Here is a 26396-nt window from a genome sequence, read left to right as displayed (position 1 = left end):
GCAGCCCGGATCTGCGGGCATTTACCGCCCCGGGGCGGGGGATTCCTCATACGATCGGGGGCGTCTCGCGGTCGGCGGGAGTGTCCTGACGAGGGGAGCTTCAATGTCCGCGCCTTACCGTATGGACCACACCGGCGGCTGTCCGCACGCCGCCAACGCCCGGCTGCTTGCTCAGGGGGCCGTCGCTGAGGTCGTGCTGCCCGGCGAGGTGCCCGGGATGGCGGTGCTCGGGCACGAGGCGCTGAAGGAATTCCTCGGCCATCCCGATGTCGCGAAAGACGCACGGCACTTCACCGCCCTGCGGGAGGGGCGGATTCCGGACGGGTGGCCGCTGAAGACCTTCGCGACCGTGCAGGGCATGGTCACGGCGGACGGCGAGGACCACCGGCGGGTGCGGTCGCTCGTCGGCAAGGTGTTCACGCCCCGCCGGGTGGAAGCGCTGCGGCCCAGGATCGAGAGGCTGGCCACCGAGCTGCTGGACGGCGTGGAGGCGGTGGCCGCCGGCGTGGCGGGCAACGACCCCGTACCCGACGGCGGCTCAGACAACGGTGGCTCAGACAACGGTGGCTCAGGCAACGGCGTCGTGGATCTGCGCCATCACTTCGCGATGCCGCTGCCGATGGGCGTGATCGGTGAACTCCTCGGCGCCGATCCGGAGTTCCTGGACCGGCTGCACGCGCTCTCCACCCAGGTGGTCAGCACGGACATCACCCCCGAGGAGGTGGCGGCCGCCAACCGTGAACTCGTCGACGTGCTCGGCGCGATCGCGGCCTCCCGCAAGGAACGTCCCGGCGACGACCTCACCAGCGCCCTGATCGCCGCGCGCGAGGAGGACGGCGACCGGCTGAGCGCGCACGAACTGGTCGGGACGATGATCGTGATGGTCGTCGCCGGTCACGAGACCACTCTCAGCCTGATCACCAACGCGGTACGCGCGCTGCTCGGCCATCCCGAGCAGTCGGCCGCGGTCAGGGACGGCCGGGCCGGGTGGGCGGACGTGGTCGAGGAGACGCTGCGCTGGGACAGCCCGGTCAGCTACTTCCCGTTCCGCTACCCGACCAGGGACCTGACGCTCGACGGCACGGTGATCCCCCGGGGCACCCCCGTACTGGCGGCGTACTCGGCGGCGGGCCGCGACCCCTCGGCCCACGGTCAGGACGCGGACCGCTTCGACATCACCCGGTCGCGCGCCGTGCGGCACCTTTCCCTCGGACACGGCGCGCACTACTGCCTGGGCGCGCCGCTGGCGAGGCTGGAGGCGACGATCGCGCTGGAGCAGCTGTTCAGGCGGTTTCCCGACCTGTCGCTCGCGATGCCGGAGGCGGAACTGCCCCGCCATCCCAGCTTCGTCGGCAACAGCGTGCGGGAACTCCCCGTATATCTCAGGAAGCAGGCTCGGTAGGGCTCGACTCGGTGGGACGGGACTCGGCGAAGCCCGACTGTGCGGGGATGTCCGGGCCCGGCAGCGGCCGGAGGTTCTTCTCGTAGCAGCGTGAACGCGCGGTGTGCTCGTGCGGCGGGTAGTTGGGGATGCGCAGATACCCGGCGCGCTCGTACAGCCGCATCGCGTTGGGCTGCCGGTCACCGGTCTCCAGCCGCAGGGCGACGCCGCCGAGCTGCCGTACGAATTCCTCGGCGTGCGCGAGCATCCCGGCGGCGACGCCCGTCCTGCGGCCGGACCGGGCCACGAAGACGCGGTTCAGCTCCCAGATCCCGGCGAGCGCGCCCCCGGCCGTGCCGTCCGTGCCCCGGGCCGGCCGTACCGCACAGCAGCCGACGGGCCGGCCCTCGCGCCTGGCGAGCAGGTACCGCGCGTCGGGGCCGAGCGAGTAGAGGCGCGCGTCGGGGCCCATCTCGTAGAGCGCGACTATTTCGACGTTCATCGCCTCGACCAGGGGCAGCAGCTCCGGATCGTCGGCGGCGCAGGGAGACACCGTGACCATGCGGTCATCCTCACACGCCGCCCGTCACGCACTCCTCACGGCCGTGGGAGAACCGCCCGGGGCTGCCGGAGAGCCGCGCCGCTCACCGCACGCGCTCGCCGCCCCGCCAGACGGCGGTCACCAGTGGGACCCCCGGGCGGTAGGCCAGGTGGACATGGCTCGGGGCGTCGAGGAGAGCGAGGTCCGCGCGGGCGCCGGGGGTGAGGCGGCCGGTGTCGGAGCGCCGCAGGGCCGCCGCGCCGCCCGCCGTGGCCGACCAGATCGCCTCGTCCGGGGTCATGCCCATGTCGCGTACGGCGAGGGCCACGCAGAACGGCATGGACGAGGTGAAGGACGAGCCGGGGTTGCAGTCCGTCGACAGCGCGACGGTCGCGCCCGCGTCGAGCAGCCGCCTGGCGTCCGGCCACCGCGCGCGGGTGGAGAACTCGGCGCCGGGCAGCAGCGTGGCCACCGTACGGCTGTGGGCGAGCGCGTCGATGTCCGTGTCGGTCAGGTGGGTGCAGTGGTCGGCGGAGGCCGCGTCCACCTCGACGGCGAGCTGGACGCCAGGGCCGTACGAGAGTTGGTTGGCGTGGATGCGCGGGTGCAGGCCCTTCGCGCGTCCCGCGGTGAGGATCGTACGGGCCTGGTCACCGTCGAACGCGCCCTGCTCGCAGAAGACGTCGATCCAACGGGCGTACGGGGCGCAGGCATCGAGCATCGGGCCGGTGACGAGCGCGACGTACGCGGCCGGGTCATCGGCGAGTTCGGGCGGGACGATGTGGGCGCCGAGGTAGGTGACCTCGTCGGTGTGGTCGCGCGCGATGCGCAGGGAGCGCGCCTCGTCCTCGACGGTCAGGCCGTAGCCCGACTTGGTCTCCAGCGTGGTGGTGCCCTGGTCGCGCGCCTCGGTCAGGTAGCGCGCGACGTTGGCGCTCAGCTCGGCGTCGGTCGCGGCGCGGGTCGCGGCGACGGTGGTGCGGATGCCGCCCGCGGCGTACGCGCGGCCGGACATCCGGGCGTTGAACTCCCGGGTGCGGTCACCGGCGAAGACGAGGTGGGAGTGGGAGTCCACGAAGCCGGGGATCACGGCCCTGCCGTCCGCGTCGACGGCATTGTCAGTGGCGGGTGCTTTGCTTGATTCACCGACCCAGACGACGCGGTCGCCGTCGATGACGACGGCCGCGTCCTGGATCAGACCGATGGGGGTTCCGTCACCGAGGGAGGGGTCGTTGGTGACCAGACTGGCGATGTTGGTAATGGCGGTGGTGGTCATCGCGGGGGTGTTCTCCTTCGGCGGCGCGGGCGGTGCCGTCGCTCGGGGCGGTGCTGGGGGCAGCGCTCAGGACGACACCCGGGGCAGTGCTCGGCGCGGTGCTCGGGGCGGTGTTGGAGGCGGCTTCGGCGGGGTCAGGCGCGCAGGACCGCGATCGAGCGGGCGAGCGCGGCGGGGACGTCCGGGACCAGGGCGTGGGCTCCGTCGCGTACGACATGACGGCCGCCTACGACCGTGTGCCGTATGTCAGCGGCGGAGGCGGCGAATACCGCGGTCTCCACGCCGAGCAGGCGTTGCGGTCCCGCGGTTCTGACCGTGTCCAGGGCGATCGTCGTCAGATCGGCGAGCGCGCCCCGTTCGATCATGCCCGCCTCGGGCCAGCCGATCGCCGTGTGTCCGTCGGCGGTGGCGGCGCGCAGCAGGGCCGCGGCGGTCCAGTGGCCCCGGGTGCGGGAGCGCAGCCGTTCGTCGAGTTCCATCGCGCGGGCCTCTTCGAGCATGTCGATCACCGCGTGGCTGTCGCTGCCGAGCGACAGCGGGGAGCCGGCGCGCTGGAGGCGGAACGCGGGGCCGATCCCGTCGGCCAGATCGCGTTCCGTGGTGGGGCACATGCAGGTTCCGGTGCGGGTGGAGCCCAGCAGCTTGATGTCCTCGTCGGTGAGGTGCGTGTTGTGCACGCCGGTGGTGCGGGCGCCCAGGACACCGTGATCGGCGAGGAGCCGCGCGGGGGTGCGGCCGTGGACGGCGAGGCAGGCGTCGTTCTCCGCGGGCTGCTCGGAGAGATGTATGTGGAGCGGGGCGCTTCTGGTCCCGGCCCATTCCGCGACGGTGCCGAGCTGGTCGGCGGGTACGGCGCGTACGGAATGGATCGCCGCGCCGATCCGGGCGCGGTCGTTGCCCTTGAGCGCCGAGGCGCGCTCGGCCCAGGCCTGGGCCGAACCGTCGGAGAAGCGGAGCTGGTGCCGTTCCGGTGGTGCGCCGTGGCGCCGTCCGGAGATCCCGGAGGCGAGATAGGCGGTGTCGAGGAGGGTGATGCGGATGCCGGCCTCCCCGGCGGCCGCGATCAGGGCCTCGCCCATCGCGTTCGGGTTGTCGTAGCGCGCCCCGCCGGGTGCGTGGTGCAGATAGTGGAACTCACCGACGGAGGTGATGCCGGACAGCGCCATCTCGGCGTAGGTGGCGCGGGCGAGCGCGTAGTACGAGTCGGGTGTGAGCCGGGCGGCCGTGCGGTACATCAGGTCGCGCCAGGTCCAGAAGGTGCCGGAGCCGGTCTGGACGGTGGAGCGCAGGGCGCGGTGGAAGGCGTGCGAGTGGGCGTTCGCCAGGCCGGGGATGGTCAGTCCGCGCAGGACGGTCGCTTCGGGAGGCGGGACGGGCAGGCGGGTGCGTACGGCGCTGATCCGGCCGTCGATGACGTCGACAGCCACACCGGATTCGACGTACGGGTCGAGCCAGGCGTGCTCCAGCCAGTACGTACTGTCCGGCTCGCGTCGCGCCTCCTCGGTTCTCTCGTCTCGCTGCGGTTCCTCGGCGCTCCGCGGTCTCTCGGTCGTCCGCGTTCCGGTGGTCCGCGTTCTCTCGGTGGTCGGTGTTTTCTCGCTGGTCGGTGTTTTCTCGCTGGTCGGTGTTCCCTCGGTCGTCTGCGGTGCCTGGGTCATACGCACGCGAGCCCTTCCAGTACGTCGGCGAGCGCCAGGACCCCAGCCACGCAGTCGTCCTCGGCGGCGAATTCGGCCGGGGAGTGCGAGACGCCGGTGGGGTTCCGGACGAACAGCATGGCGGTGGGAATGGAGCCGGACAAAATACCGGCGTCGTGGCCGGCGCCGGTACCGAGAACAGGAAGGGAGGTGAGGGCGGCGCCGGATGCCCCGGCCCCTTCACCAGTGCGTACGCCGGTGCGTTCGCCAGGCTCCCCGGCGGGTTTACCGGCGTACGCGGCAGCGCGCGGACCGGTGGTGAGGATCCGGGCCAGCTCGTCGCGCAGGGCGTGTTCGAACTCGACCACGGGAGTGAAGGACTCCTGTATGACCCGTACTTCCACGCCGTCCAGCTCGGCGCGCTCACGGGCGGCGGCCTCGACCCCGGCGACGACCATGTCCAGGGAGGCCTGGTCGGCGGCCCGGGAATCCAGCCAGCCACGGACGAGGGAGGGAATGGCGTTGACCCCGTTGGGCTCGACGGAGATCTTGCCGAAGGTGGCGAGAGCGCCGACGATCTCCGCCTCACGGCGCGCGGCGAGGACGGTCTCGGCGTACGTCAGCATCGGGTCGCGGCGGTCGGCGAGGCGGGTGGTGCCCGCGTGGTTGGCCTCGCCGAGGAAGTCGAACCGCCAGCGGCCGTGCGGCCAGATCGCGGAGGCGATACCGACGGGCGCGCCCGACAGGTCGAGCGCGCGGCCCTGTTCGACGTGCAGCTCGATGAACGCGCCGATACGGGCCAGGCGTTCGGGGTCGGGACCGATGGTGGCCGGGTCGTACCCAGCGGCCTCCATGGCCCGGGGCAGCGAGACGCCGTCGCCGTCGCGCAGGGCATGAGCCTTCTCGACGGTGAGCTGTCCCGCCGTGAGCCGGGAGCCGACGCAGGCGAGGCCGAAGCGGGCGCCTTCCTCGTCACCGAAGTTGGTGATGGCGAAGGGCTTGGTGAACCGCGCTCCCCTGCGGCGCAGTTCATCGAGCGCGGCGAAGGACGACACGACGCCGAGCGGGCCGTCGAAGGCGCCGCCGTCCGGAACGGAGTCCAGATGGGACCCGGTCACGACGGCGTCCCCGGCCAGGGGGTCGCCGAGCCAGGCCCACTGATTGCCGTTGCGGTCGAGTTCGTACGTCAGGCCACGGGCCTCGGCCTGGTCGCGGAACCAGGCACGGCAGTCGCTGTCGGCAGCGGTCCAGGCGTAGCGGCGGTAGCCGTGGGTGCCTTCGTCGCGGCCGATGGGAGCCAGGTCGCGCCACATCTCCTGGAAGGAGGGCAGCCCGCCCGGACCGGCACCCGTGTCCGCGCTCCTGGCCGCGTCCGTGGCCGGGCCCGTGGCCGCGTCGCCCGCACCCGCGCCCCGCGCACGGGCTCCTTCGTCGGCGGTCACGCCGTGCCGTCCTCGGTCGTCGTCGGGGCGTCCGCGCCCGCACGCGTCGTCGGGGCGTCCGCGTCCTCGCGCATCGGGATGCGGACGCCGCGCTCCGCCGCGACCGATTCCGCGATCTCGTAGCCCGCGTCCACGTGCCGGATGACGCCCATGCCCGGGTCGTTCGTCAGCACGCGGCGGATCTTCTCGCCCGCGAGCTTCGTGCCGTCGGCCACCGTCACCTGGCCGGCGTGCAGGGAGCGGCCCATGCCGACCCCGCCGCCGTGGTGGACGGAGACCCAGGAGGCGCCGGACGCGACGTTGACCATGGCGTTGAGCAGCGGCCAGTCGGCGATCGCGTCGGAGCCGTCGAGCATCGCCTCGGTCTCCCGGTACGGGGAGGCCACGGACCCGGAGTCCAGGTGATCGCGGCCGATGACGACCGGCGCGGCCAGTTCGCAGCTCGCCACCATGTCGTTGAAGCGCTCGCCCGCCTTGTCGCGCTCGCCGTAGCCGAGCCAGCAGATACGCGCGGGAAGGCCCTGGAACTGGACGCGCTCGCCGGCCATCCTGATCCAGCGGTGCAACGACTCGTTCTCCGGGAAGAGTTCGAGGATCGCCTTGTCGGTCTTGTGGATGTCCGACGCCTCGCCGGACAGGGCTGCCCAGCGGAAGGGGCCCTTGCCCTCGGAGAACAGCGGCCTGATGTAAGCGGGCACGAAGCCCGGGAAGGCGAACGCACGCTCATAACCGGCGAGTCGGGCCTCGCCCCGGATGGAGTTGCCGTAGTCGAAGACCTCGGCGCCCGCGTCCATGAAGCCGACCATCGCCTCGACGTGCCGGGCCATCGACTCACGGGCGCGCCGGGTGAAGTCGGCCGGCTTCTCGGCGGCGTACGACTCCATGTCGTCGAAGTCGACGCCGAGCGGCAGATACGCCAGCGGGTCGTGCGCGGACGTCTGGTCGGTGACGATGTCGACCGGCGCACCCTCGGCGAGCATCCTCGGCAGCAGCTCGGCCGCGTTGCCGAGCAGGCCGATCGACAGCGGACGGCGCGCGTCGCGCGCCTCGACGGCCAGCCGGAGCGCGTGTTCCAGGCTGTCGGCCCGTACGTCCAGGAAGCGGTGCTCGATACGGCGCTCGATGGCGCGGGGGTCGCAGTCGATACAGATCGCGACGCCGTCGTTCATCGTCACGGCGAGGGGCTGCGCGCCGCCCATGCCGCCGAGCCCCGCCGTGAGGGTGATGGTCCCGGCGAGCGTGCCGCCGAACTTCTTGGCGGCGACGGCCGCGAAGGTCTCGTACGTCCCCTGGAGGATGCCCTGGGTGCCGATGTAGATCCATGAACCGGCCGTCATCTGCCCGTACATGGTCAGGCCAAGGGCCTCCAGCCGCCGGAACTCCTCCCAATTCGCCCAGTCGCCGACCAGGTTGGAGTTGGCGAGCAGCACGCGCGGCGCCCACTCGTGGGTCTGGAGCACCCCCACGGGCCGCCCCGACTGAACGAGCATCGTCTCGTCCTGCTTGAGGGTGCGCAGCGTACGGACCATGGCGTCGAACGAGTTCCAGTCACGGGCCGCCTTGCCGGTGCCGCCGTAGACGACGAGCTTGTCGGGGTGTTCCGCCACCTCGGGGTCCAGGTTGTTCTGGAGCATGCGCAGGGCGGCCTCCTGCTGCCATCCCAGGGCGCTCAGCTCCGTACCGCGCGGCGCCCGTACGGGGCGGGGACCTGACATGGCGATGTCTCCTCCGTGGTGAATCTCAAGCTGGATCTCGTGCCGGATCTCGTGCCATCTCGTGCCGGTGGCTCTCACGTTGGCCAAACTATTCACATCCTGGCGTGGTGAATAGTTGTAGTCAACAGTGACCGGCCGCGCACCGGAGACCGGGGAATGATTGGCTGGTGTGCATGGCTTCGGATCAGGAAAGCAGCACCAACGACACCGTCACCGCCGAGGGCGCGGACGCGCGGAACCGGCGCGACCTCGCCGTACGCGCGGCCGTGGAACAGGGCCTCATCAGCGAGGCAGCGCCCGTACTCGCCCTGCTGGACGTCGCCGGCATCCGTTCCTCCGCCGCCGCGCTGCGCGCCGCGTTCGACGGAATCACGCCACCGGGCACGCCTGTGCTGCACGCCTTCGCCGTGAAGGCCGCGCCTCTCGTGCCCGTCCTGCGCCTGCTGCGCGAGGAGGGCATCGGCGCCGAGGTCGCGAGCCCCGGCGAGCTGGCCCTCGCGCGCGCCGCCGGTGTGGGGCCCGGCAGAACCGTCCTGGACTCCCCCGCCAAGACCCCCGCCGAGCTGAGTGAGGCGCTCGCGCTCGGTATCGCGGTCAACGCCGACAATCCGCAGGAGCTGACGCGGCTCGACGCCCTCGTGCGCGGGACCGCGGACGGCTCGCCCAACCGCTCCCCGCTGGGTATACGCGTCAACCCGCAGATCGGCGGCGGCTCGATCGGGGCGCTGTCGACCGCCACCTCCACCTCCAAGTTCGGCGTCGCGCTGCGCGACGAGGGGGCCCGCGCCTGGGTCGTCCAGGCGTATCTGGACCGGCCGTGGCTGACGCGCCTGCACACGCACTCCGGCTCGCAGGGCGTCCCGCTCGCTCTCATGGCCGAAGGGGTACGCGCGGTGTACGAGCTGGCCGAGGAGATCAACGCGGCGGCCGGCCGGCAGCAGATCGACACCATCGACATCGGCGGCGGGCTCCCCGTCAACTTCGCCTCCGACGAGGAGACGCCGACCTACGCCACGTACGCCGGACTCCTCAAGGAGACCGTTCCCGGACTGCTCGACGGCCGCTACGGCCTGGTCACCGAGTTCGGCCGGTCGCTGCTCGCCAAGCACGGCACGGTCCTGGCGCGCGTCGAGTACGCGAAGTCCGCGGGCGGGCGGCCCATAGCGGTCACGCACGCGGGCGCGCAGATCGCCACCCGGACCGTCTACGCCCCGGACTCCTGGCCGTTGCGCATCGCTCCGTACGACGCCGGGGGGCGGCCGAGGACCGGGCCCGCCGTCGCCCAGGACATCGCCGGGCCCGCCTGCTTCGCGGGTGACCTGCTCGCCGAGAACCGGTCGCTGCCGCTGGTCGAACAGGGCGACTTCGTCGCCGCGCTCGACACCGGCGCGTACTACTTCTCCAACCACTACGCCTACAACAGCCTTGCCAGGCCCGCCGTCCTGGGCTTCACCGACGAGTCCGGGGCCTCCGGTGGCAAGGTCCGCTTCGCGACCGTACGGCCCGCCCAGACCGTCGAGGAGATCGTCGCCGAGTCGGGCGGCGCGCACGCGGACGCGCTGCTGGACGGCTGACGGGGCTCGACGGCCGGGCGACTGAACCAGCTCGACGGCCGACGCCCGTCCGGTTCAGCTTCGGCGCCGCGCCCCGCCGGGCGCGGCGTCACCGGCGCGGGCACCCGTCGTCCGGTACCCCTTGACCTGGTCGCCGACCGGGCGCCCGGTCCCGGCCCAGTCCGTACGCACCCACAGCAGCGCCTCGTCCCGGCGTTCGCGGCGGCCGAGCCAGAGCGCCTTGAGCCACAGCCCGGCGCCCGCACCCGCGAGCGCGAGCCCGCCGGCGGCGGGCAGCGCGAACGAGCTTCCCAGGGCGACGACAAAGCCGGCCAGCAGCCACCAGCGGTGCGCGCGGCGCCAGTTCAGCAGCGTCACACCGCGGTCCTGGAGGAAGTCGAACTTGCCGGCCCGCGTGGCGGCCGCCGTCCACGCGGTGTATCTGCGCCTGCGTATGAGCGCGACCACACCGGCACACACCACGAACAGCGCCACACCGGCGTACACACCGACCCTTCGGCCCGTCAAGCCCGGTACGAAGATCCCGATCGCGGCGGCCAGGACCCCGAGCCACCACAGCGGCACCGCACCCGCCCGTACGATCACCGCGACCCGCGCCAACGACTGCCCGCCACGCCCCACGACCTGCCTCCTCATGCCGACGATGGCGGGCAGATTAATGGCGTTCTCTGAGCTTTTCCTGAGAGCGGCCGACGCGGGGCCCGGCAGTCACTCGACGAAGAGTCCGCGCGCCACCGCGCCCGCGTCGAACTCCTCCAACCGCGCCTGTGCGTCCGGCAGGTCGTCGCACATGGCTTCCAGCAGCACCCGCCCGAGCAGCATCGGCGCGCACGCCGTGTCGAACGCGAGGCCCGTGCCGACCGCCGCCGGGATCAGCAGATCGCTGTGGGCGGCGACCGGCGCGAACGCGGAGTCGGCGACCGTCACCACAGTCAGTCCGGCCGCCCGCGCGTACGCCAGCGCTTCCACGACCTCCTTGGGATGGCGCGGCAGCGCGAAGCAGAGCAGCGTGCTCGCGCCCGCGCGCGCGGCCGCGTCGATACGGTCGGCGAGCATCGTGCCGCCCTCGTCCAACAGCCGTACGTCGGGGTGGACCTTGGCCGCGAAGTAGGCGAAGCCGCGCGCCTGGGAGGAAGCGGCACGCAGCCCGAGCACCGGCAACGGCCTCGACGCGGCAAGCAGTTGGCCCGCGCGCTCGATCGGCGCCGGGTCGGCGAGCAGTTCGGACAGCTGCCGCAGATTCTCGATCTCGCCGCGTACGGCCTGCTGGTACTCGTTGTACGCGGGCTCCCCCGCCGCCGGTTCGGCGGGCGTGACCTCCCGCAGATGCCTGCGCAGCGCCGGATAGCCGTCGAAGCCGAGCGCGACCGCGAAGCGGGTCACGGACGGCTGGCTGACTCCGGCCAGTTCGGCCAGCTCCACGCTGGACAGGAAGGGGGCGTCCACGGCCCGCCGCACCATGCTGTGCGCGATGCGCCGCTGGGTCGGGGTGAGCCGGTGGCCCTCGAAGAGCTGCTGGAGCCGGGCCGCGGGGCTGTCGCTCATGCGATCCCCCTTGTCGGATCGGTGTGCGGACGGGGCGCCGTGCCGGTCGCCGCCCCCGTCACCATGCCGGTCGCCGTGCCGGTCGCCGTTCCCGTCGCCGCGACGGACTCGGCGCGGTTGGCCCCGACACCGGCAGAGCACTCGCACACCCGTCCGGACGTGGCCGGCTCCCGCGCCCCGTTCCAGGCCGGTTCCGGACGCTTGATCCCGTCAATGCCGGGTACGGGATGAGCGGCGCCCCTGGCCGGCCGTACGACATCGGCTGCCCGGAGGCTCTGTCCGTCCAGCACGATGATGGCCGTGCTGCCGGTCGATGAGTCCACCCTTCGGGACGACATCACGCTCAACCGCCTCCTCATCCGGACGCTTCGCCTTACCCCTCGGCCATCTGCATCTGTCAACGCCGACTGTGCCCAGGGGTTCGCCTCGGGGCATGAGTCACCTATTCAGACACCCAGAACTCTGCATGACTATATGCAGGCCGGGCAAGGGACGAGTGATGATCAAGTTCGATGCCGTGAACAAACGGTTTCCCAACGGCACTACAGCGGTTCGCGACCTGACGCTGGACATGCCGGAGGGCGGCATCACCGTCCTGGTCGGCTCCTCCGGATGCGGGAAGACCACCACGCTCCGCATGATCAACCGCATGGTCGACCCGACCTCGGGCACGATCATGCTCGGCGGCAAGGACGTCCTGGAGCAGGACGCCGCCGACCTGCGGCGCGGTATCGGCTACGTCATCCAGCAGTCCGGCCTCTTCCCGCACCGCACGGTCCTCGACAACATCGCGACCGTGCCGCTGCTGCTCGGCTGGGGCCGCAAGAAGGCCCGTACGCGCGCGGCAGAGCTGCTGGAGACGGTCGGTCTGACGGCCGAGTCGGGCAAGCGCTACCCGCACCAGCTCTCCGGCGGCCAGCAGCAGCGCGTCGGCGTCGCGCGGGCGCTGGCGGCGGATCCGCCGGTGCTGCTGATGGACGAGCCCTTCGGCGCGGTCGACCCGGTCGTACGGACCCAGCTCCAGGACGAACTGCTGCGGCTCCAGAAGGAGTTGAACAAGACCATCGCGTTCGTCACGCATGACATAGACGAGGCGGTACGGCTCGGTGACCGCATAGCCGTCTTCCGCGAGGGCGGCCACCTGGTGCAGTGCGCCGAACCGGCCGAACTGCTGGCCCGCCCGGCGAACGACTTCGTGGCGGACTTCCTCGGCGCCGAACGCGAACTGAAACTGCTCTCGCTCAGCACGCTCGCGCAGATACCGCCCCGGCGCGCGACGACGGTACGGGCGGACGAGCCCGCGCCCCGGGACGGCGGCGGCCCCCGTCTGGTGATCTCGGCGAAGGGCGAACCGCTCGGCTGGCTCGACCCGGACGCGGCCCCGCACACCGGCCCCTGCGGCGAGGCGCGGCTGCGGCCCGTACGCCCGCTGCGCGACACGGACTCGCTGCTCGCGGCGCTGAACGAGTCGATCGCCTCGCCGTCGGGCCTGGTGGCACGGGTCGACGCCGACGGCGTACTGACGGGCGTCACCTCACGTGAGGCGATACACGAGCGCGCGGGCGACTGGCACCACGAGGCGGGAACGGGCCGCGCCCCGGCGGCCTCCGCGACCGCGACCGCAACCGCGACCGGCAGCGCGTCCGGAGCCGAAAGCCGTCCCGCGTGACCATCGAATGGTCGTGGATCTCCGACCACACGAGCGACCTCGTCAGCCTCTCCCTCTCCCACCTCCAGGCCGCCCTCACCGCCGTCTTCTTCGGCCTGCTGATCTCCCTCCCCCTCGCGGTCCTCGCCCACCGCGTCCGCCCCCTGCGCGGATTTCTCCTCGGGCTCTCGAACGTCCTGTTCACGATCCCGTCCATCGCGGTCTTCGTGCTCCTGCTGCCGGTCTCCGGCCTGACCCGTACGACCACGGTCATCGGCCTGACGATCTACACGCTCGTCGTCCTCCTGCGGAACACCGTGGAAGGGCTCGACTCCGTACCGGCCAAAGCACGCGAGGCGTCCGTCGCCATGGGCATGCGCCCCCTGCGCACGCTCCTGACCGTCGAACTGCCGCTCGCGCTGCCGGTGATCATGGCGGGCGTCCGGATCGCGACCGTCATGTCGATCTCGCTCGTCAGTGTCGCCACGTACATCGGCGACGGCGGCCTCGGCCAGCTCTTCACCGACGGCTTCCAGCGCGACTTCCCGACGCCGGTGGTGGCCGGTGTCGTCCTGACGCTGCTGCTCGCGCTGGTGGCCGACGCCCTGCTGGTGGCCGTGCAGTACGTCCTCACGCCCTGGACCAGGCGGCGCCAGCGGTACTCACAGCCTGGGAGGGCCTGACCCGCCATGTACGAACTCTTCAAGAACCTCGGCGGCTGGCTGGTCTCCGGCGAGCAGTGGACAGGATCCGACGGCATCCTGCACCGGCTCGCGGAACACCTCCAGTACTCCCTGCTGGCGACCCTGATCGCCGCCGTCATCGCGCTGCCCCTCGGCCTGCTCATCGGGCACACGGGCCGGGGCGCCTTCGTCGCCATCAACCTCGCGTCGTTCGGCCGCGCGCTGCCGACCGTGGGTCTGGTGGTGCTGGTCTTCCTGGCCGGCGGGCTGTCCATGACCCCGGTGTACGTCGCGCTGGTGGCGCTCGCGGTCCCGTCCATCGTGACCAACACGTACGCCGGGATGACCGCCGTCGACCCGGAGGTACGGGACGCGGCGCGCGGCCAGGGCATGCGCGGTCATCAGGTCCTCCTCCAGGTCGAGATCCCGCTCGCGCTGCCGCTGATCATGACGGGGCTGCGGCTCGCGCTGATCCAGGTGGTGGCGACGGCGACCGTCGCCGCGTACGTCAGTTTCGGCGGGCTCGGCCGGTACGTGTTCGACGGGCTGGCGCAGCGTGACCTCGTGCAGGTGCTGGGCGGAGCGGTGCTGGTGGCGGTCGTCGCGATCGTTCTCGACCTGGCGCTGTCCGGACTCCAGCGCGCCCTGTTCCGTCACCGCGAAGCCGCCTGAAGAAGCCCGCCACCGCGAAGCCTGCCTGACGGAAGCGCCCGCCTGAAGAACCCGCCTGACGCGGCCTCACGCAGCCTCACGAAGCCCGACCGGGCCGTCCGGCAGAGCCGCCCGAGCACGCCGCCGGACAACGCCGTCCGGCCACAGCCCTCCGACCTGATCCCGCCGCCCGAGGAGAACCCCCGTGACCCCGCCCCCGAACGCACCGCTCAACCGAAGGACCCTGCTCGGCGGCCTGTTCGCCGCCGCCTCCGTCCCCGCGCTCGCCGCGTGCAGCAGCGGCATCACCTCGCTCGACGGCCAGGGCAGCGGCGGTGGCGCAGCCGGCGGTTCCAGCGCCGACGGCCTCGTCATCGGCACCGCCAACTTCACCGAGAACCAGATACTCGGCTACCTCTACGCCGCCGTCCTCGGCGCCGCCGGTGTGAAGACGACCGTCCGCCCCAATCTCGGCACGCGCGAGATCGTCGTCCCGGCCCTGAAGGGCGGCGACATCGACCTGCTGCCGGAGTACCAGGGCGCGCTGCTGCACTACCTCGACCCGAAGGCGACGGCGAGCGAGGAGGGCGAGATGCAGAACGCCCTCGCCATCGCGCTCCCCGCCGGTCTGCAGGTCCTCCCGTACGGAGTGGCGGAGGACTCGGACGCGTTCGTCGTCACCCGCGAGACCGCGCGGAAGTACGGGCTCTCCTCGCTCGCCGATCTGACGAAGCAGAACGGCAAACTCGTTCTCGGCGCCGCACCCGAGCTGAAGACGCGCGATGTGGGCGTACCCGGGCTGCGGGACGTCTACGGTGTACGGCTCAAGGAGTTCAAGTCCCTCGACTCGTCGGGTCCGCTGGTCAAGGGCGCGCTGAAGAAGGGCGATGTGGACATCGCCAACCTGTTCACCACCGACACGGACATCGTCTCGGAGGACTGGGTGATCCTGAGCGACCCGAAGAATCTCGTACCCGGCCAGCGCGTGGTGCCGCTGATCGCGGACCGCAAGGCCGACTCGACCGTGCGCAAGGCGCTGGCCCGGCTGGGCAACGCGCTGTCCACCAAGGATCTGACCGAGCTGAATCGCCAGGTCGACAAGGACAAGAAGGACCCGGACGAGGTCGCCGGCACCTGGGCCAGGGACCACGGTCTGACGGGCGGGAACAAGGCCGGGAAAAAGAGCGCGAAGAAGTCCGGGGACGAGTAAGTCGCGGGGACCGCCGCACCCCCGTTGCCGGGGGGCGGGACGACGGCGGTCCCCGCGAGGGACACGGTCCGGGTCAGGGCCGGATGAGCGCGTCCTGGGCGTCGATGGAGGTCCGGGAGCCGCTCCGGTTGTCCGTGACGCCGACAACAACGACTGTGCCGGACGCGTGTTAAGCGTGTGCTGCGTCGACGTGTCGCGCTCGTACCGCTTGTACGAATCCGCGTGTCCTCGAATCCGCGTGTGCGACACGTCGGGCAGGCCGGTCACGGACAGCGGGCCTCCGCGACCGGCCTGCCCGGGTGCTAGTGGGTCTCCGCCGAGAGGAACGAGAGCAGGTCCTGCCTGCTCACCACGCCCGTCGGCTTGCCCTCGACCAGCACGATCGCCGCGTCGGCCCCGCTCTGGCCGCTCAGCGCGGTCATCAGGTCGGCGACCGGTTCGCCCGAGCCGACCTGCGGCAGCGGGGCGGACATGTGCTTCTCCAGCGGGTCGGTGAGCGCGGCGCGCCGGGTGAAGAGCGCGTCGAGCAGTTCCCGTTCGACGACCGAGCCGATGACCTCCGCGGCCATCACGTCCGGATGTCCCGCGCCCGGCTTGACGATCGGCATCTGGGAGACGCCGTACTCCCGCAGGACCTCGATGGCCTCGCCGACCGTCTCCTCGGGGTGCATGTGGACGAGGTGGGGGATCGTGCTGCCCTCCTTGTGCTTGAGCACGTCCACGATGGCCGCCACGCCGACGCCCTGCTCCAGGAAGCCGTAGTCGTTCATCCACTCGTCGTTGAAGATCTTGCTCAGGTAGCCGCGGCCACTGTCGGGCAGCAGCACGACCACGACGTCGTCGGGGCCGAGGCCCTCCGCGACCTTCAGCGCCGCCACGACCGCCATCCCGCAGGAGCCGCCGACCAGCAGGCCCTCCTCCTTGGCGAGGCGGCGCGTCATCTGGAACGAGTCCTTGTCGGACACGGCGACGATCTCGTCCGTGACCGTGCTGTCGTACGCCGAGGGCCAGAAGTCCTCGCCGACGCCCTCGACCAGATACGGCCGCCCGGAACCGCCGGAGTAGACCGACCCCTCGGGGTCGGCGCCCACGATGCGCACACCGCCGTCACTGACCTCCTTGAGGTAGCGGCCGGTGCCCGAGATCGTGCCGCCGGTGCCGACGCCGGCGACGAAGTGGGTGATCTTCCCGTCCGTCTGCGTCCACAGCTCCGGACCGGTCGTCTCGTAGTGCGAGCGCGGGTTGTTCGGGTTGCTGTACTGGTCCGGCTTCCAGGCGCCGGGCGTCTCCCGCACGAGGCGGTCGGAGACGTTGTAGTACGAGTCGGGGTGGTCGGGGTCGACCGCCGTCGGGCAGACGACGACCTCGGCTCCGTACGCCCGCAGCACGTTGATCTTGTCCATGGACACCTTGTCGGGGCAGACGAAGAGGCACTTGTAGCCCTTCTGCTGCGCGACGATGGCGAGACCGACGCCGGTGTTGCCGCTCGTCGGTTCGACGATCGTGCCCCCCGGCTTCAGCTCGCCGCTCTTCTCGGCCGCTTCGATCATGCGCAGCGCGATGCGGTCCTTGACGGAACCGCCGGGGTTGAAGTATTCGACCTTGGCCAGGACGGTCGCCTGAATGCCCGCGGTCACGCTGTTCAGCTTCAGCAGCGGGGTATTGCCAACGAGACTGATCATCGAGTCGTGGAATTGCACCGTATGTCTCCGGGATCTCCGTAATGGTCCGGCCAGCGTATGCGCAGCCGGGCGGGATTGGGCGACCGTCCTTTCGGGGCAGTTAGCTGAGGAGTCGGCTGATGGACGCGGAGAGGGGCTCGGACTGTGTCGAGAGCGAGGGTGGCACGCCGCATCGCGGCGGGCGCCGCGTACGGCGGCGGGAGCATCGGCCTGATCGGTGCGGCGGGGGTGGGCATTCTGCTGGCCGAGGTCCAGCTGGCCAAAAGGTCGGTCGGCGCCGGGGAGGCGCCCGTACCGCCGAGCGGCGACGGCTGGTACGGCATGGCCTTCGGCCACACGGAACCCCTGCGCATGGGCATGCTCGGCGACTCCCTGGCAGCGGGGCAGGGGGTACGGCGTACGGGGCAGACGCCGGGCGCACTGCTCGCGTCGGGGCTCGCGGCGGTCGCGGAGCGGCCGGTGGAGCTGCACAACGTGGCACTGCCTGGCGCGAGGTCGGACGATCTGGACCGGCAGGTGTCGCTGATGCTCGGAAACCCGGCCTGGATGCCCGATGTCTGCACGATCATGATCGGCGCCAATGACGTCACGCACCGGATGCCGGCCACGGAGTCCGTACGGCACCTCTCGGGCGCGGTCCGCAGGCTCCGTACGACGGGCGCGGAGGTGGTCGTCGCGACCTGCCCGGACCTCGGCACGATCGAGCCGGTGTACCAGCCGCTGCGCTGGCTGGCCCGCCGTACGAGCAGGCAGCTGGCGGCGGCGCAGACCATCGTGACGGTGGAGCAGGGCGGCCGTACGCTCTCGCTGGGCGATCTGCTGGGGCCCGAGTTCGAGGCGCACCCGAGGGAGCTGTTCGGCCCCGACAACTACCACCCGTCGGTGGAGGGATACGCGACGGCCGCGATGGCGGTCCTGCCGACGCTGTGCGCGGCGCTCGGCCTGTGGCCGGAGACGGACCACCTGGACGTGGCACGCGACGAGGACGTCCTGCCGGTGGCGAAGGCGGCGTCGGCGGCCGCGTCGGAGGCGGGCACGGAGGTCTCGGGCGCGCGTGCGCCCTGGGCCCTCCTCAAGCACCGCCGGCGCAGGCACCTGCCGGAGGAGACAGAGGAGGCGGCCACGTCGAAGGAGGCGCGCCGGGCGTAGGGGATCCCGGACCGCTCCGCGTCACGGGCTGTTCCCGCTCCGCCACCGGTGACAGAATGAGCAAGCGCTTAGAAAAGAGGCCCGCATCACACGTCCACCTCGGTGACCTGAACGCTACGTGCGGGTAACTTCCGAACCAGTCCTGCTTTCCCGTCCTCTTGGAGCCGTGATGCCCGAAGCCGTGATCGTCTCTGCCGCCCGCTCACCGATCGGCCGGGCCTTCAAGGGCTCGCTCAAGGAGCTGCGGCCCGACGACCTGACCGCCACGATCATTCAGGCCGCGCTCGACAAGATCCCCGGGCTCGACCCCCGCGACATCGACGACCTGATGCTCGGCTGCGGCCTGCCCGGCGGCGAACAGGGGCACAACCTGGGCCGGATCGTCGCCGTCCAGATGGGGATGGACCACCTCCCCGGCTGCACCATCACGCGTTACTGCTCCTCGTCCCTCCAGACCTCCCGGATGGCGCTGCACGCCATCAAGGCGGGCGAGGGCGACGTCTTCATCTCGGCGGGTGTCGAGATGGTGTCCCGATCGGTCAACGGGTCGAGCGACGGCATGCCGGGTACGCACAACCCGCTGTTCGCCGACGCCGAGGAACGTACCGCCGCCGTCGCGCAGAGCGAGGGCGCGCAGTGGCACGACCCCCGCGAGGACGGCCTCGTGCCGGACGCGTACATCGCGATGGGGCAGACCGCGGAGAACCTGGCCCGCTCCAAGGGCGTCACCCGCCAGGACATGGACGAGTTCGGCGTGCGGTCCCAGAACCTCGCCGAGGAAGCCATCAAGAACGGCTTCTGGGAGCGCGAGATCACGCCGGTGACGACCCCGGACGGCACGGTGGTCGCCACGGACGACGGACCGCGCGCCGGAGTGACCATGGAGGGCGTGGCAGGCCTGAAGCCCGTCTTCCGGCCCGACGGACTCGTGACGGCCGGCAACTGCTGCCCGCTCAACGACGGCGCCGCCGCACTCGTGATCATGTCGGACACCAAGGCGCGCGAGCTGGGCCTGACCCCGCTGGCCCGGATCGTCTCCACCGGCGTGACGGGCCTCTCGCCCGAGATCATGGGATACGGGCCGGTCGAGGCGTCCCGTCAGGCACTCTCGCGCGCCGGGCTGACCATCGGCGACATCGACCTCGTCGAGATCAACGAGGCGTTCGCCGCCCAGGTCATCCCCTCCTACCGGGACCTGGACATCCCGCTGGAGAAGCTGAACGTCAACGGCGGCGCCATCGCCGTCGGCCACCCCTTCGGCATGACGGGCGCCCGCATCACCGGCACGCTGATCAACAGCCTCCAGTTCCACGACAAGCAGTTCGGCCTCGAAACCATGTGCGTGGGCGGCGGCCAGGGCATGGCGATGGTCATCGAGCGGCTGAGCTGACAACGCGATCACCGACCGCGCCAACCGTACCGATCTCCAGTCGTGACTGAATCTCCCCCAGGATGTGATCTTCCTCTGGGGGAGATTAGTTTCCGCAGGTCAGGCGGTTAACGATGGGAAACCGCGGGCCTAAAGACCTGTCCATTTCATGACGTAATGCACTGACGCCGGGCGCACCACCCACGAGAAGCTGATGTAGGAAGTCGGGGGTATCGATTGCACCGGGAGTAGTCAGTGAGCGCCATGTCTCTTGCCCTGCTGCTGACCACGGCCGCCGCCACGGTCGTGGGCGCGGCGGCCCTGCACGCCGTCCACGGGCTGCGCGCCCAGGTCAGCGCCCTGCGCGACGAGCTGGCCTCGGCGAACCCGGGCGGTGCGACCGCCGCCGTACCGCAGGCCAGAAGGGCTTCCGCGACGCAGACCGAGGAGATACGCACCGCCGTCGCCGAAGCACTGGCCGACGAGCGTGAACGCGAGCTGGCCGAGGCACGTGCCTTCTGGGCCGCTCAGGAGGCACGGGACGTCTCCGACACCCCGACGCTGCTGGGCAACCTCGGCGCTCCCGACACGGAGCCCCCGTTCTACGTGCCCCGCCAGCCGGATTTCGCCGGGCTGGGGTCACTGGACTTCGACGCGACCGACACGTACGACGACGACGGACTCCCCGACCTCTCCGACGTCAGTGAGGTGAGCGAGGTCAACGAGTTCGCCGAGGACTCCCCCGAGCTGGCCGCCGCCCGCCGCCGGCACCCCTCGCACCCGGACTTCGTCCCCGTGCAGGCCCCGGTGGTCACCGATCACGAACGTACGGTCGCGCGTCTCGAGGAGCTGGCCGGAGCCCGTACGGCGCTCTCCGACGTACGTCCGGGACCGCTGGGCACGCTCGACGTCTACGTCTTCACGGACGGCACGACGCTCTGCATGACCCCGGGCCACCGCGAGACCGCCGAACGGCTCGCCGAGGCGCTGCGCGAGGGCGACGCCCCGTTCCTGCTCGGCGGGTCCGGCGTCTCCGGCGCGTACACGCTGACGTTCTCCTGCGGGAACGCCGAGGAGGACGGGTCCGCCGGAGCCGACGGCTCCGAGGAGCACGTCTACATCCTCGCGGACCGCGTCATAGCCTCGCTGTAGCCGCCACCCGCTCAACCGATCCCACGGCCTCGTCCAGCTCCACCGCGGACGGGGCCGTTCGCAGTGCCTCCGCCAGATCGCCCGCCGCGACGGCGAGTTGGTCCGCGACCGCGAACACTCCCAGGTCCGGCATGATCCGCAGCTCCTGGCAGCCCTCGCCGCCCGCGCCCTCCAGCCGCTGGGCCCGTACGGACAACTCCCGGGCCAGCGCCAGCGCCTCGGCCGCCACTCCGCGCTGGAGCCGGCTCTGCGGGGCACCCCGCAGCCGGTCGGAGAGTCGGTCCACGGCGTCCGTCAGAGGCGTTGTATCGAGCACGCGGCGACCCTACGCGCCCCGGGCCCGGCGCCGCCACCGCCGGTGACCGGAACCGGAAACGCGGAAGGGGCCCGCGGGCACAAGCCCACGGACCCCTTCCACGTACGATTCCGGCGACCGAAAGGTCAGTTGTCGCCCTGGAGGATCGACAGCAGCCGCAGCGCCTCCAGGTAGATCCACACCAGCGTCAGCGTGAGACCGAAGGCGGCGAGCCACGACTCCTCGCGCGGAGCGCCGTACGCGATGCCGTCCTCGACCTGCTTGAAGTCGAGCGCCAGGAAGCACGCGCCGAGGATGATCCCGACGATGCCGAAGACGATGCCGAGGCCACCGCTGCGGAAGCCGAGGCCGTCACCGCCGCCGAAGACCGAGAAGAGGAGGTTGACGACCATCAGCAGCACGAAGCCCATGGCCGCGGCCATGACGAAGCCGTAGAAGCGGCGCGTGACGCGGATCCAGCGCATCTTGTACGCGATCAGCACACCGGCGAAGACCGCCATCGTGCCCAGCACGGCCTGAATGACCACACCCGGCGCGATGTACGTGCTCACCACGGCGCTGAGGACGCCGAGGAAGACACCCTCGAACGCGGCGTACGCGAGGATCAGCGCCGGAGTCGGCTTGCGCTTGAAGGACTGGATCAGCGAGAGAACCATGGCGACGACAGCGGCGCCGATGGCGATGCCGTACGACTTGCCGACGTTCGCCTCGTCCACCGGAAGCAGCAGCCAGGAGAGGACCGCGGTCACGATGACAGTGCCGAGCGTCATGGCCGTACGGGCCACCACGTCGTCGATCGTCATCACGGCGGGACGCGTCGGCGCCTGCGGTCCGCCCGGCTGGGCGTCGCCCTGCTGCGGGGCGTAGGGGTTGGTCGCGTACGGATTTGTCGCGTACGGATTGGTTCCAACGGCTGGGCCCCCGGCCTGCGGCGCCGCGTTGAAGCCCGCGTAACCGTTGTCGCGGCTGAAGCCCCGTCGCGAGAAGACCGGGTTACTGCTCCTCATCTCACTCCTCCATGGCCACCCTGCGCGGCCTTGGAAGTAAGAGTAATGCGGGAGCAAAGCGAACACCCTAGTGCCCGGGGAGGATCTTTCCTGGATCGTCACACCGGAATGAGGAGGACGGTGCGAGTTCGCACTGCTCACGCACCGGGCGCCGCCTCATCCACCGACAGCGGTACGGATTGGCGACACCGCCGCGGACATCGAAGGTGCGCGTGAGAACGGCGTGCGGGTGATCGCCGTCGCGACCGGCCGTAGCTCTGTGACCGAGCCGCGTGCGGCCGGCGCCGAATTCGTTCTGGACGACCTCACCGACACCGCTCGGCCCGTCGAACTCGTCACGAGCCGGCAGGCCGACCCGCGCACCAGGACCAAGGTGGCCCGGCGAGGCATACACCCGCGGCGCCCACCGGGCACGAGGAGCGGCTGTGGCAACGGGGCGTTTCCGCCCGTCACTCACTGTTCCTGACATTGGTGCCCGGAGCCGGACTTGAACCGGCACGCCCGCTGAGGGGCAGCGAGGTTTAAGCTCGCCGTGTCTGCATTCCACCATCCGGGCGTGGCGCGCGGCTCCGCGTTGGCACACGAGCCTATCGGGATGCGCCTCTTCAACAGAGGCGGGATAGCCCGATGTTGTCTTATTTTATTGACGTCTGAGGGTGCGTCAGTACCTGGGTTGCATGGTCGGCACGTGCCGGGGCCGGTCAGAGGGTCCGTACCGCGCGGTACGGAAATGACGAAAAGTCGCCGTCCGGTCACGCATCCGGACTGCCCCGCCCCGCCCCGGGCCTCCGTCCCCGCCGTCCGCGCGCCCGTCAACCAGGGCTCCGCCTCAGGGACGCCGTCATACCGCAGGAGGAGACGAACGGCCCCGCTGTCACTCCCAAGAAGGCCCCGGAACGGGTACCGGGAGTGACGACCCGGGCAGGGCCGAGCCCTGACGATGGAAGAGTCCACCGCGCCCCGAACCAGGAGTTGTTCGCCCATGACCACCACCACGACCACGCACCACGACCTCACCGTGGACGGTACGGACGCCGTGGCCGCCCGCGCGTCGGAACTGTCGAAGGTCTACGGGGAGGGCGAGACCCAGGTCGTCGCGCTCGACCGGGTCAGCGTGGACTTCCGGCAGGGCGAGTTCACCGCGATCATGGGCCCGTCGGGGTCGGGCAAGTCGACGCTGATGCACTGCGTGGCCGGTCTGGACAGCTTCAGCAGCGGCTCGGTACAGCTCGGGAACACCGAGCTGGGCAGCCTCAAGGACAAGCAGCTCACGCGGTTGCGCCGGGACAAGATCGGCTTCATCTTTCAGGCTTTCAATCTGCTGCCCACGTTGACGGCGCTGGAGAACATCACACTTCCGATGGACATCGCGGGCCGCGAGCCCGACAAGGAGTGGCTGGAGCAGGTCATCACCATGATCGGCCTCGCCGGCCGGCTCGGACACCGTCCGACCCAGCTCTCCGGCGGCCAGCAGCAGCGCGTGGCGGTCGCCCGCGCGCTCGCCTCCCGGCCCGAGATCATCTTCGGTGACGAACCGACCGGGAACCTGGACTCGCGCTCCGGGGCCGAAGTGCTCGGCTTCCTGCGCAACTCCGTGCGCGAACTCGGCCAGACCGTCGTGATGGTGACGCACGACGCGACGGCGGCCTCGTACGCGGACCGCGTGATCTTCCTCGCGGACGGCCGGATCGTCGACGAGATGCACGCGCCGACCGCCGACGGAGTGCTCGACCGGATGAAGGAGTTCGACGCCAAGGGCCGCACCAGCTGACGTACGCCAGGTCAGCGCTCTTCCCCCCGCCGGGCCCAACCCGCCCGGCTCATCCGTCCGGCCCATCCACCAGGACTTCCACCATGTTCCGTACCGCCCTGCGCACCGTGCTCGCGCACAAGGCCAGGCTGCTGATGACCGTGCTCGCCGTCATGCTCGGCGTCGCGTTCGTCTCCGGCACCCTGGTGTTCACCGACACCCTCGGCAGCGCCTTCCGCAACCAGTCGGCGAAGAGCTACAAGGACGTCGCCGTCGCCGTCACCTCGCACGACGGCACCGACTCCCCCAGAACCGACGGCAAGAAAGAGGATCCCGGCGTCAGCCAGGCGACCTTCGGCAAGATCAAGGCCCTCGACGGTGTCGCCTCCGCCACCGGCCGCGTCGAAGGCTTCGCGGGAGTCGCCGACCAGGACGGCAAGCTCATCGGCGACGGCTGGTCCACCAAGGGCGGAAACTTCGCACCGGCCAAGGACGGCAAGGACCCCGCGTACACCTTCACCCACGGCTCAGGACCGCGCGGGGACGGGCAGATCGCCCTCGACGCGACCTCCGCGGGCAAGGGCGCGTACAAGGTCGGAGACCGGGTGCGTGTCGCCACCAACGGCCCGGTGAAGGAGTACACGCTCTCGGGCGTCTTCACCACCGAGGACGGCGCGGTCAACGCGGGCGGCAGCCTCGTCCTCTTCGACACGGGCCTCGCGCAGAAGCTCTTCCTCCAGCCCGGCTTCTTCAAGGACGTCACGATCACCGCCGCGCCCGGCGCCTCCGACGCGACGATCCTCAGCCAGGTCAAGCCGCTGCTGCCGTCCAACGCGGACGCCCAGACCGGCAAGCAGCTCGCCGAGGACCAGGCGGAGAACATCGAGAAGGGCCTGTCGAGCCTCAATCAGATGCTGCTGGCCTTCGCCGGAATCGCCTTGTTCGTGGGGATCTTCCTGATCTCCAACACGTTCACCATGCTGGTCGCCCAGCGCACCAGGGAGCTGGCGCTGCTGCGCGCCGTCGGCGCCTCCCGCCGCCAGGTCAAGCGCTCGGTGCTGACCGAGGCCGCGGTGGTCGGCGTGATCGCCTCGGTCGTCGGCTTCGTCCTCGGGGTCGGGCTCGCGATGTCGCTGCGGCCCCTGGTCGGTACGTTCGGCGCGAAGATCCCGGCGGGACCGCTGGTCGTCTCGCCGACCGCGGCGGGCGCCGCCTTCGGTGTCGGCGTGCTGATCACCGTCCTCGCCGCCTGGCTCCCCGCCCGCAGGGCCGCGAAGATCCCCCCGGTCGCCGCGATGAGCAGCGTGCACGGCCTTGCCACCATGAAGTCGCTCGTCCTGCGCAACTCCTTCGGCGCCCTGCTGACGCTGGCCGGCGCCGCCGTGACCGTCCTGGGCGCCCGTCAGGGCTCGGACGGCCGGATGACGATCGCGGCCGGGGCGTTCCTGGCGCTGGTCGGCGTGATCGTGCTGATCCCGCTGCTGTCCCGGCCGGTCATCGCGCTCATCCGGCTGCCGCTCAACCGGGTCTTCGGCGTGGCGGGCAAGCTCGCGGGCCAGAACGCGGTCCGCAATCCCCGCCGTACGGGAGCCACCGCGTCCGCGCTGGCCATCGGGCTCACGCTCGTCACGGGCCTCACGGTGCTCGGTGTCACGATCGGCCAGGCCGTCGACAAGGCGACCACCGACACCATCAGCGCCGACTACATGGTGACGATGGCAAGCGGCGACGGCCTCGACCCGTCGGCGGTGACCGCGCTGGAGAAGGCCCCCGGCGTCAGCGCGGTCTCACCGCAGGTGGACACCGCCGTGAAGATCAACGGCGACTTCCACACCGTCTCCGGGGTCACCCCCGGAGACATCGAGAAGGTCTTCCACTTCACGACGGTCTCCGGTTCGCTGGACGCCCTCGGCGAGGGCGAGATCGCGGTCGACGCCAAGACCGCGAAGTCCAACGGCTGGAAGACCGGTGACACGCTGCCCGTCACGTACGCCGACGGGAAGGCGGCCCGGCTGAAGCTCGGTGCCACGTACGACGGGATCAACTTCCTCTCGCCGGTGCTGATCCCGAAGGACCTGGTCGCCGCTCACGACGCCAAGCCGCGCATTTCCCAGGTGTGGGTGGCCTCGGACGGCGGCGCGAGCAAGGCCCACGAGCAGGCGCTGGTGGACGCGCTCGGCGACAACCCGGCGATCAGCATCATGAACCAGGAGGACATCAAGAACACCTTCAGCGGCTTCATCAACACCGCGCTGAACATCATGTACGGCCTGCTGGCGATGGCCCTGCTCATCGCGGTCCTCGGGGTCGTCAACACTCTCGCGATGTCGGTGTTCGAACGGCAGCAGGAGATCGGCATGCTGCGGGCGATCGGCCTCGACCGCACGAAGGTCAAGCGGATGATCCGGCTGGAGGCGGTGGTGATCTCGGTCTTCGGGGCGGTGGTCGGCGTCGGGCTCGGTACGTTCCTGGCCTGGGCGATCGGCCAGACCGTCAAGTCCGACGTGCCGGGGTACGCGCTCGTCGTCCCGTGGGACAGGATCGGGATCTTCCTGGTGCTGGCGGGCCTGGTGGGGGTGCTGGCCGCGCTGTGGCCGGCGCGCAGCGCCGCGAGGCTCAACATGCTGACGGCGATCCAGACGGAGTAGTCGGCCGCCGGTACGTACGT

The 26396-nt window shown here is 71.0% G+C and carries 23 protein-coding genes and 1 tRNA gene; 12 read left to right on the top strand and 12 right to left on the bottom strand.

Features of this window, described 5'->3' with window-relative positions:
* Nucleotides 1–103: 103 nt before the first annotated feature.
* Complete coding sequence (locus ACIP6N_RS16105; protein WP_401816083.1) at nt 104–1402, top strand: cytochrome P450; 1299 nt, start codon at nt 104–106, stop codon at nt 1400–1402.
* On the opposite strand, the gene ACIP6N_RS16100 is transcribed toward ACIP6N_RS16105, so the two are convergent.
* From ACIP6N_RS16100 to hutU, 5 genes are all read right to left on the bottom strand, one after another.
* Nucleotides 1383–1943 (bottom strand): GNAT family N-acetyltransferase, encoded by a 561-nt coding sequence (locus ACIP6N_RS16100; RefSeq protein ID WP_401816082.1) that lies wholly within the window; start codon nt 1941–1943, stop codon nt 1383–1385. The two genes, ACIP6N_RS16105 and ACIP6N_RS16100, sit on opposite strands and share 20 nt — an antisense overlap.
* An 82-nt stretch (nt 1944–2025) precedes the next feature.
* Nucleotides 2026–3198, bottom strand: a complete 1173-nt coding sequence (gene hutI, locus ACIP6N_RS16095) for an imidazolonepropionase (protein ID WP_401816080.1) — start codon at nt 3196–3198, stop codon at nt 2026–2028.
* A 134-nt stretch (nt 3199–3332) separates the two neighbouring features.
* Nucleotides 3333–4856: a formimidoylglutamate deiminase gene (locus tag ACIP6N_RS16090; protein ID WP_401816079.1), complete on the bottom strand. Its 1524-nt coding sequence runs from the start codon at nt 4854–4856 to the stop codon at nt 3333–3335.
* The gene (locus tag ACIP6N_RS16085; protein ID WP_401816245.1) at nt 4853–6148 is read right to left on the bottom strand and encodes an allantoate amidohydrolase; all 1296 of its coding nucleotides are present in this window, start codon (nt 6146–6148) and stop codon (nt 4853–4855) included. Before ACIP6N_RS16085 ends, ACIP6N_RS16090 begins: the two co-directional genes overlap by 4 nt.
* Before the next feature lie 125 nt (nt 6149–6273).
* Nucleotides 6274–7992 (bottom strand): urocanate hydratase, encoded by a 1719-nt coding sequence (gene hutU, locus ACIP6N_RS16080; RefSeq protein WP_401816077.1) that lies wholly within the window; start codon nt 7990–7992, stop codon nt 6274–6276.
* A gap of 173 nt (nt 7993–8165) precedes the next feature.
* Here hutU and ACIP6N_RS16075 point away from each other — a divergent pair, with 173 nt between their 5' ends.
* Nucleotides 8166–9566 (top strand): diaminopimelate decarboxylase, encoded by a 1401-nt coding sequence (locus ACIP6N_RS16075; protein ID WP_401816076.1) that lies wholly within the window; start codon nt 8166–8168, stop codon nt 9564–9566.
* Between the two features lie 54 nt (nt 9567–9620).
* Here ACIP6N_RS16075 and ACIP6N_RS16070 read toward each other — a convergent pair whose 3' ends face one another.
* The 3 genes from ACIP6N_RS16070 to ACIP6N_RS16060 all read right to left on the bottom strand — a co-directional run bounded on the left by ACIP6N_RS16070 (nt 9621) and on the right by ACIP6N_RS16060 (nt 11449).
* Nucleotides 9621–10187 (bottom strand): hypothetical protein, encoded by a 567-nt coding sequence (locus ACIP6N_RS16070; RefSeq protein ID WP_401816242.1) that lies wholly within the window; start codon nt 10185–10187, stop codon nt 9621–9623.
* Between the two features lie 87 nt (nt 10188–10274).
* Nucleotides 10275–11111: a MurR/RpiR family transcriptional regulator gene (locus ACIP6N_RS16065; RefSeq protein WP_401816074.1), complete on the bottom strand. Its 837-nt coding sequence runs from the start codon at nt 11109–11111 to the stop codon at nt 10275–10277.
* Nucleotides 11108–11449 (bottom strand): hypothetical protein, encoded by a 342-nt coding sequence (locus ACIP6N_RS16060; RefSeq protein WP_401816072.1) that lies wholly within the window; start codon nt 11447–11449, stop codon nt 11108–11110. The genes ACIP6N_RS16065 and ACIP6N_RS16060 overlap by 4 nt, the downstream gene beginning before the upstream one ends.
* Nucleotides 11450–11610: 161 nt before the next feature.
* Between ACIP6N_RS16060 and ACIP6N_RS16055 the strand changes: the two genes are divergently transcribed.
* The 4 genes from ACIP6N_RS16055 (at nt 11611) to ACIP6N_RS16040 (ending at nt 15303) form a co-directional block, all read left to right on the top strand.
* On the top strand, nt 11611–12780 hold the full coding sequence (locus tag ACIP6N_RS16055; protein ID WP_401816070.1) for an ABC transporter ATP-binding protein: 1170 nt from the start codon (nt 11611–11613) through the stop codon (nt 12778–12780).
* Nucleotides 12777–13442: an ABC transporter permease gene (locus ACIP6N_RS16050; protein WP_401816068.1), complete on the top strand. Its 666-nt coding sequence runs from the start codon at nt 12777–12779 to the stop codon at nt 13440–13442. The genes ACIP6N_RS16055 and ACIP6N_RS16050 overlap by 4 nt, the downstream gene beginning before the upstream one ends.
* Before the next feature lie 6 nt (nt 13443–13448).
* Nucleotides 13449–14114, top strand: a complete 666-nt coding sequence (locus ACIP6N_RS16045; protein WP_401816067.1) for an ABC transporter permease — start codon at nt 13449–13451, stop codon at nt 14112–14114.
* A gap of 184 nt (nt 14115–14298) precedes the next feature.
* On the top strand, nt 14299–15303 hold the full coding sequence (locus tag ACIP6N_RS16040; RefSeq protein WP_401816066.1) for an ABC transporter substrate-binding protein: 1005 nt from the start codon (nt 14299–14301) through the stop codon (nt 15301–15303).
* Between the two features lie 302 nt (nt 15304–15605).
* On the opposite strand, the gene ACIP6N_RS16035 is transcribed toward ACIP6N_RS16040, so the two are convergent.
* Nucleotides 15606–17003 carry a cystathionine beta-synthase gene (locus ACIP6N_RS16035; RefSeq protein WP_401816064.1) on the bottom strand — a complete coding sequence of 466 codons (1398 nt, stop codon included), beginning with the start codon at nt 17001–17003 and terminating at the stop codon, nt 15606–15608.
* A gap of 141 nt (nt 17004–17144) precedes the next feature.
* Between ACIP6N_RS16035 and ACIP6N_RS16030 the strand changes: the two genes are divergently transcribed.
* From ACIP6N_RS16030 to ACIP6N_RS16020, 3 genes are all read left to right on the top strand, one after another.
* On the top strand, nt 17145–18134 hold the full coding sequence (locus ACIP6N_RS16030) for an SGNH/GDSL hydrolase family protein (protein ID WP_401816241.1): 990 nt from the start codon (nt 17145–17147) through the stop codon (nt 18132–18134).
* Nucleotides 18135–18303: 169 nt separating this feature from the next.
* Complete coding sequence (locus tag ACIP6N_RS16025; protein ID WP_401816063.1) at nt 18304–19524, top strand: acetyl-CoA C-acetyltransferase; 1221 nt, start codon at nt 18304–18306, stop codon at nt 19522–19524.
* 243 nt (nt 19525–19767) lie between these two features.
* Nucleotides 19768–20655, top strand: a complete 888-nt coding sequence (locus ACIP6N_RS16020) for a hypothetical protein (protein WP_401816239.1) — start codon at nt 19768–19770, stop codon at nt 20653–20655.
* Here ACIP6N_RS16020 and ACIP6N_RS16015 read toward each other — a convergent pair.
* Nucleotides 20639–20971: a hypothetical protein gene (locus ACIP6N_RS16015; protein WP_401816062.1), complete on the bottom strand. Its 333-nt coding sequence runs from the start codon at nt 20969–20971 to the stop codon at nt 20639–20641. The two genes, ACIP6N_RS16020 and ACIP6N_RS16015, sit on opposite strands and share 17 nt — an antisense overlap.
* 125 nt (nt 20972–21096) lie before the next feature.
* Nucleotides 21097–21978 carry a Bax inhibitor-1/YccA family protein gene (locus ACIP6N_RS16010; RefSeq protein WP_401816060.1) on the bottom strand — a complete coding sequence of 294 codons (882 nt, stop codon included), beginning with the start codon at nt 21976–21978 and terminating at the stop codon, nt 21097–21099.
* A 133-nt stretch (nt 21979–22111) separates the two neighbouring features.
* Here ACIP6N_RS16010 and ACIP6N_RS16005 point away from each other — a divergent pair, with 133 nt between their 5' ends.
* On the top strand, nt 22112–22444 hold the full coding sequence (locus tag ACIP6N_RS16005; RefSeq protein WP_401816238.1) for an HAD family hydrolase: 333 nt from the start codon (nt 22112–22114) through the stop codon (nt 22442–22444).
* 3 nt (nt 22445–22447) lie between these two features.
* On the opposite strand, the gene ACIP6N_RS16000 is transcribed toward ACIP6N_RS16005, so the two are convergent.
* A tRNA-Leu gene (locus tag ACIP6N_RS16000) sits at nt 22448–22534 on the bottom strand.
* A gap of 426 nt (nt 22535–22960) precedes the next feature.
* Between ACIP6N_RS16000 and ACIP6N_RS15995 the strand changes: the two genes are divergently transcribed.
* Nucleotides 22961–23749 carry an ABC transporter ATP-binding protein gene (locus ACIP6N_RS15995; protein ID WP_401816058.1) on the top strand — a complete coding sequence of 263 codons (789 nt, stop codon included), beginning with the start codon at nt 22961–22963 and terminating at the stop codon, nt 23747–23749.
* Between the two features lie 83 nt (nt 23750–23832).
* Entirely contained in the window at nt 23833–26376 is a 2544-nt protein-coding gene (locus ACIP6N_RS15990) for an ABC transporter permease (protein WP_401816056.1), read from the top strand.
* Nucleotides 26377–26396 lie beyond the last annotated feature (20 nt).

It is taken from the genome of Streptomyces sp. NPDC088725 (genome assembly GCF_044751305.1).
Classification (GTDB): domain Bacteria; phylum Actinomycetota; class Actinomycetes; order Streptomycetales; family Streptomycetaceae; genus Streptomyces.
The sequence above is the reverse complement of the archived record's forward strand: the minus strand, read 5'-3'. Positions and strand labels throughout refer to the sequence as shown.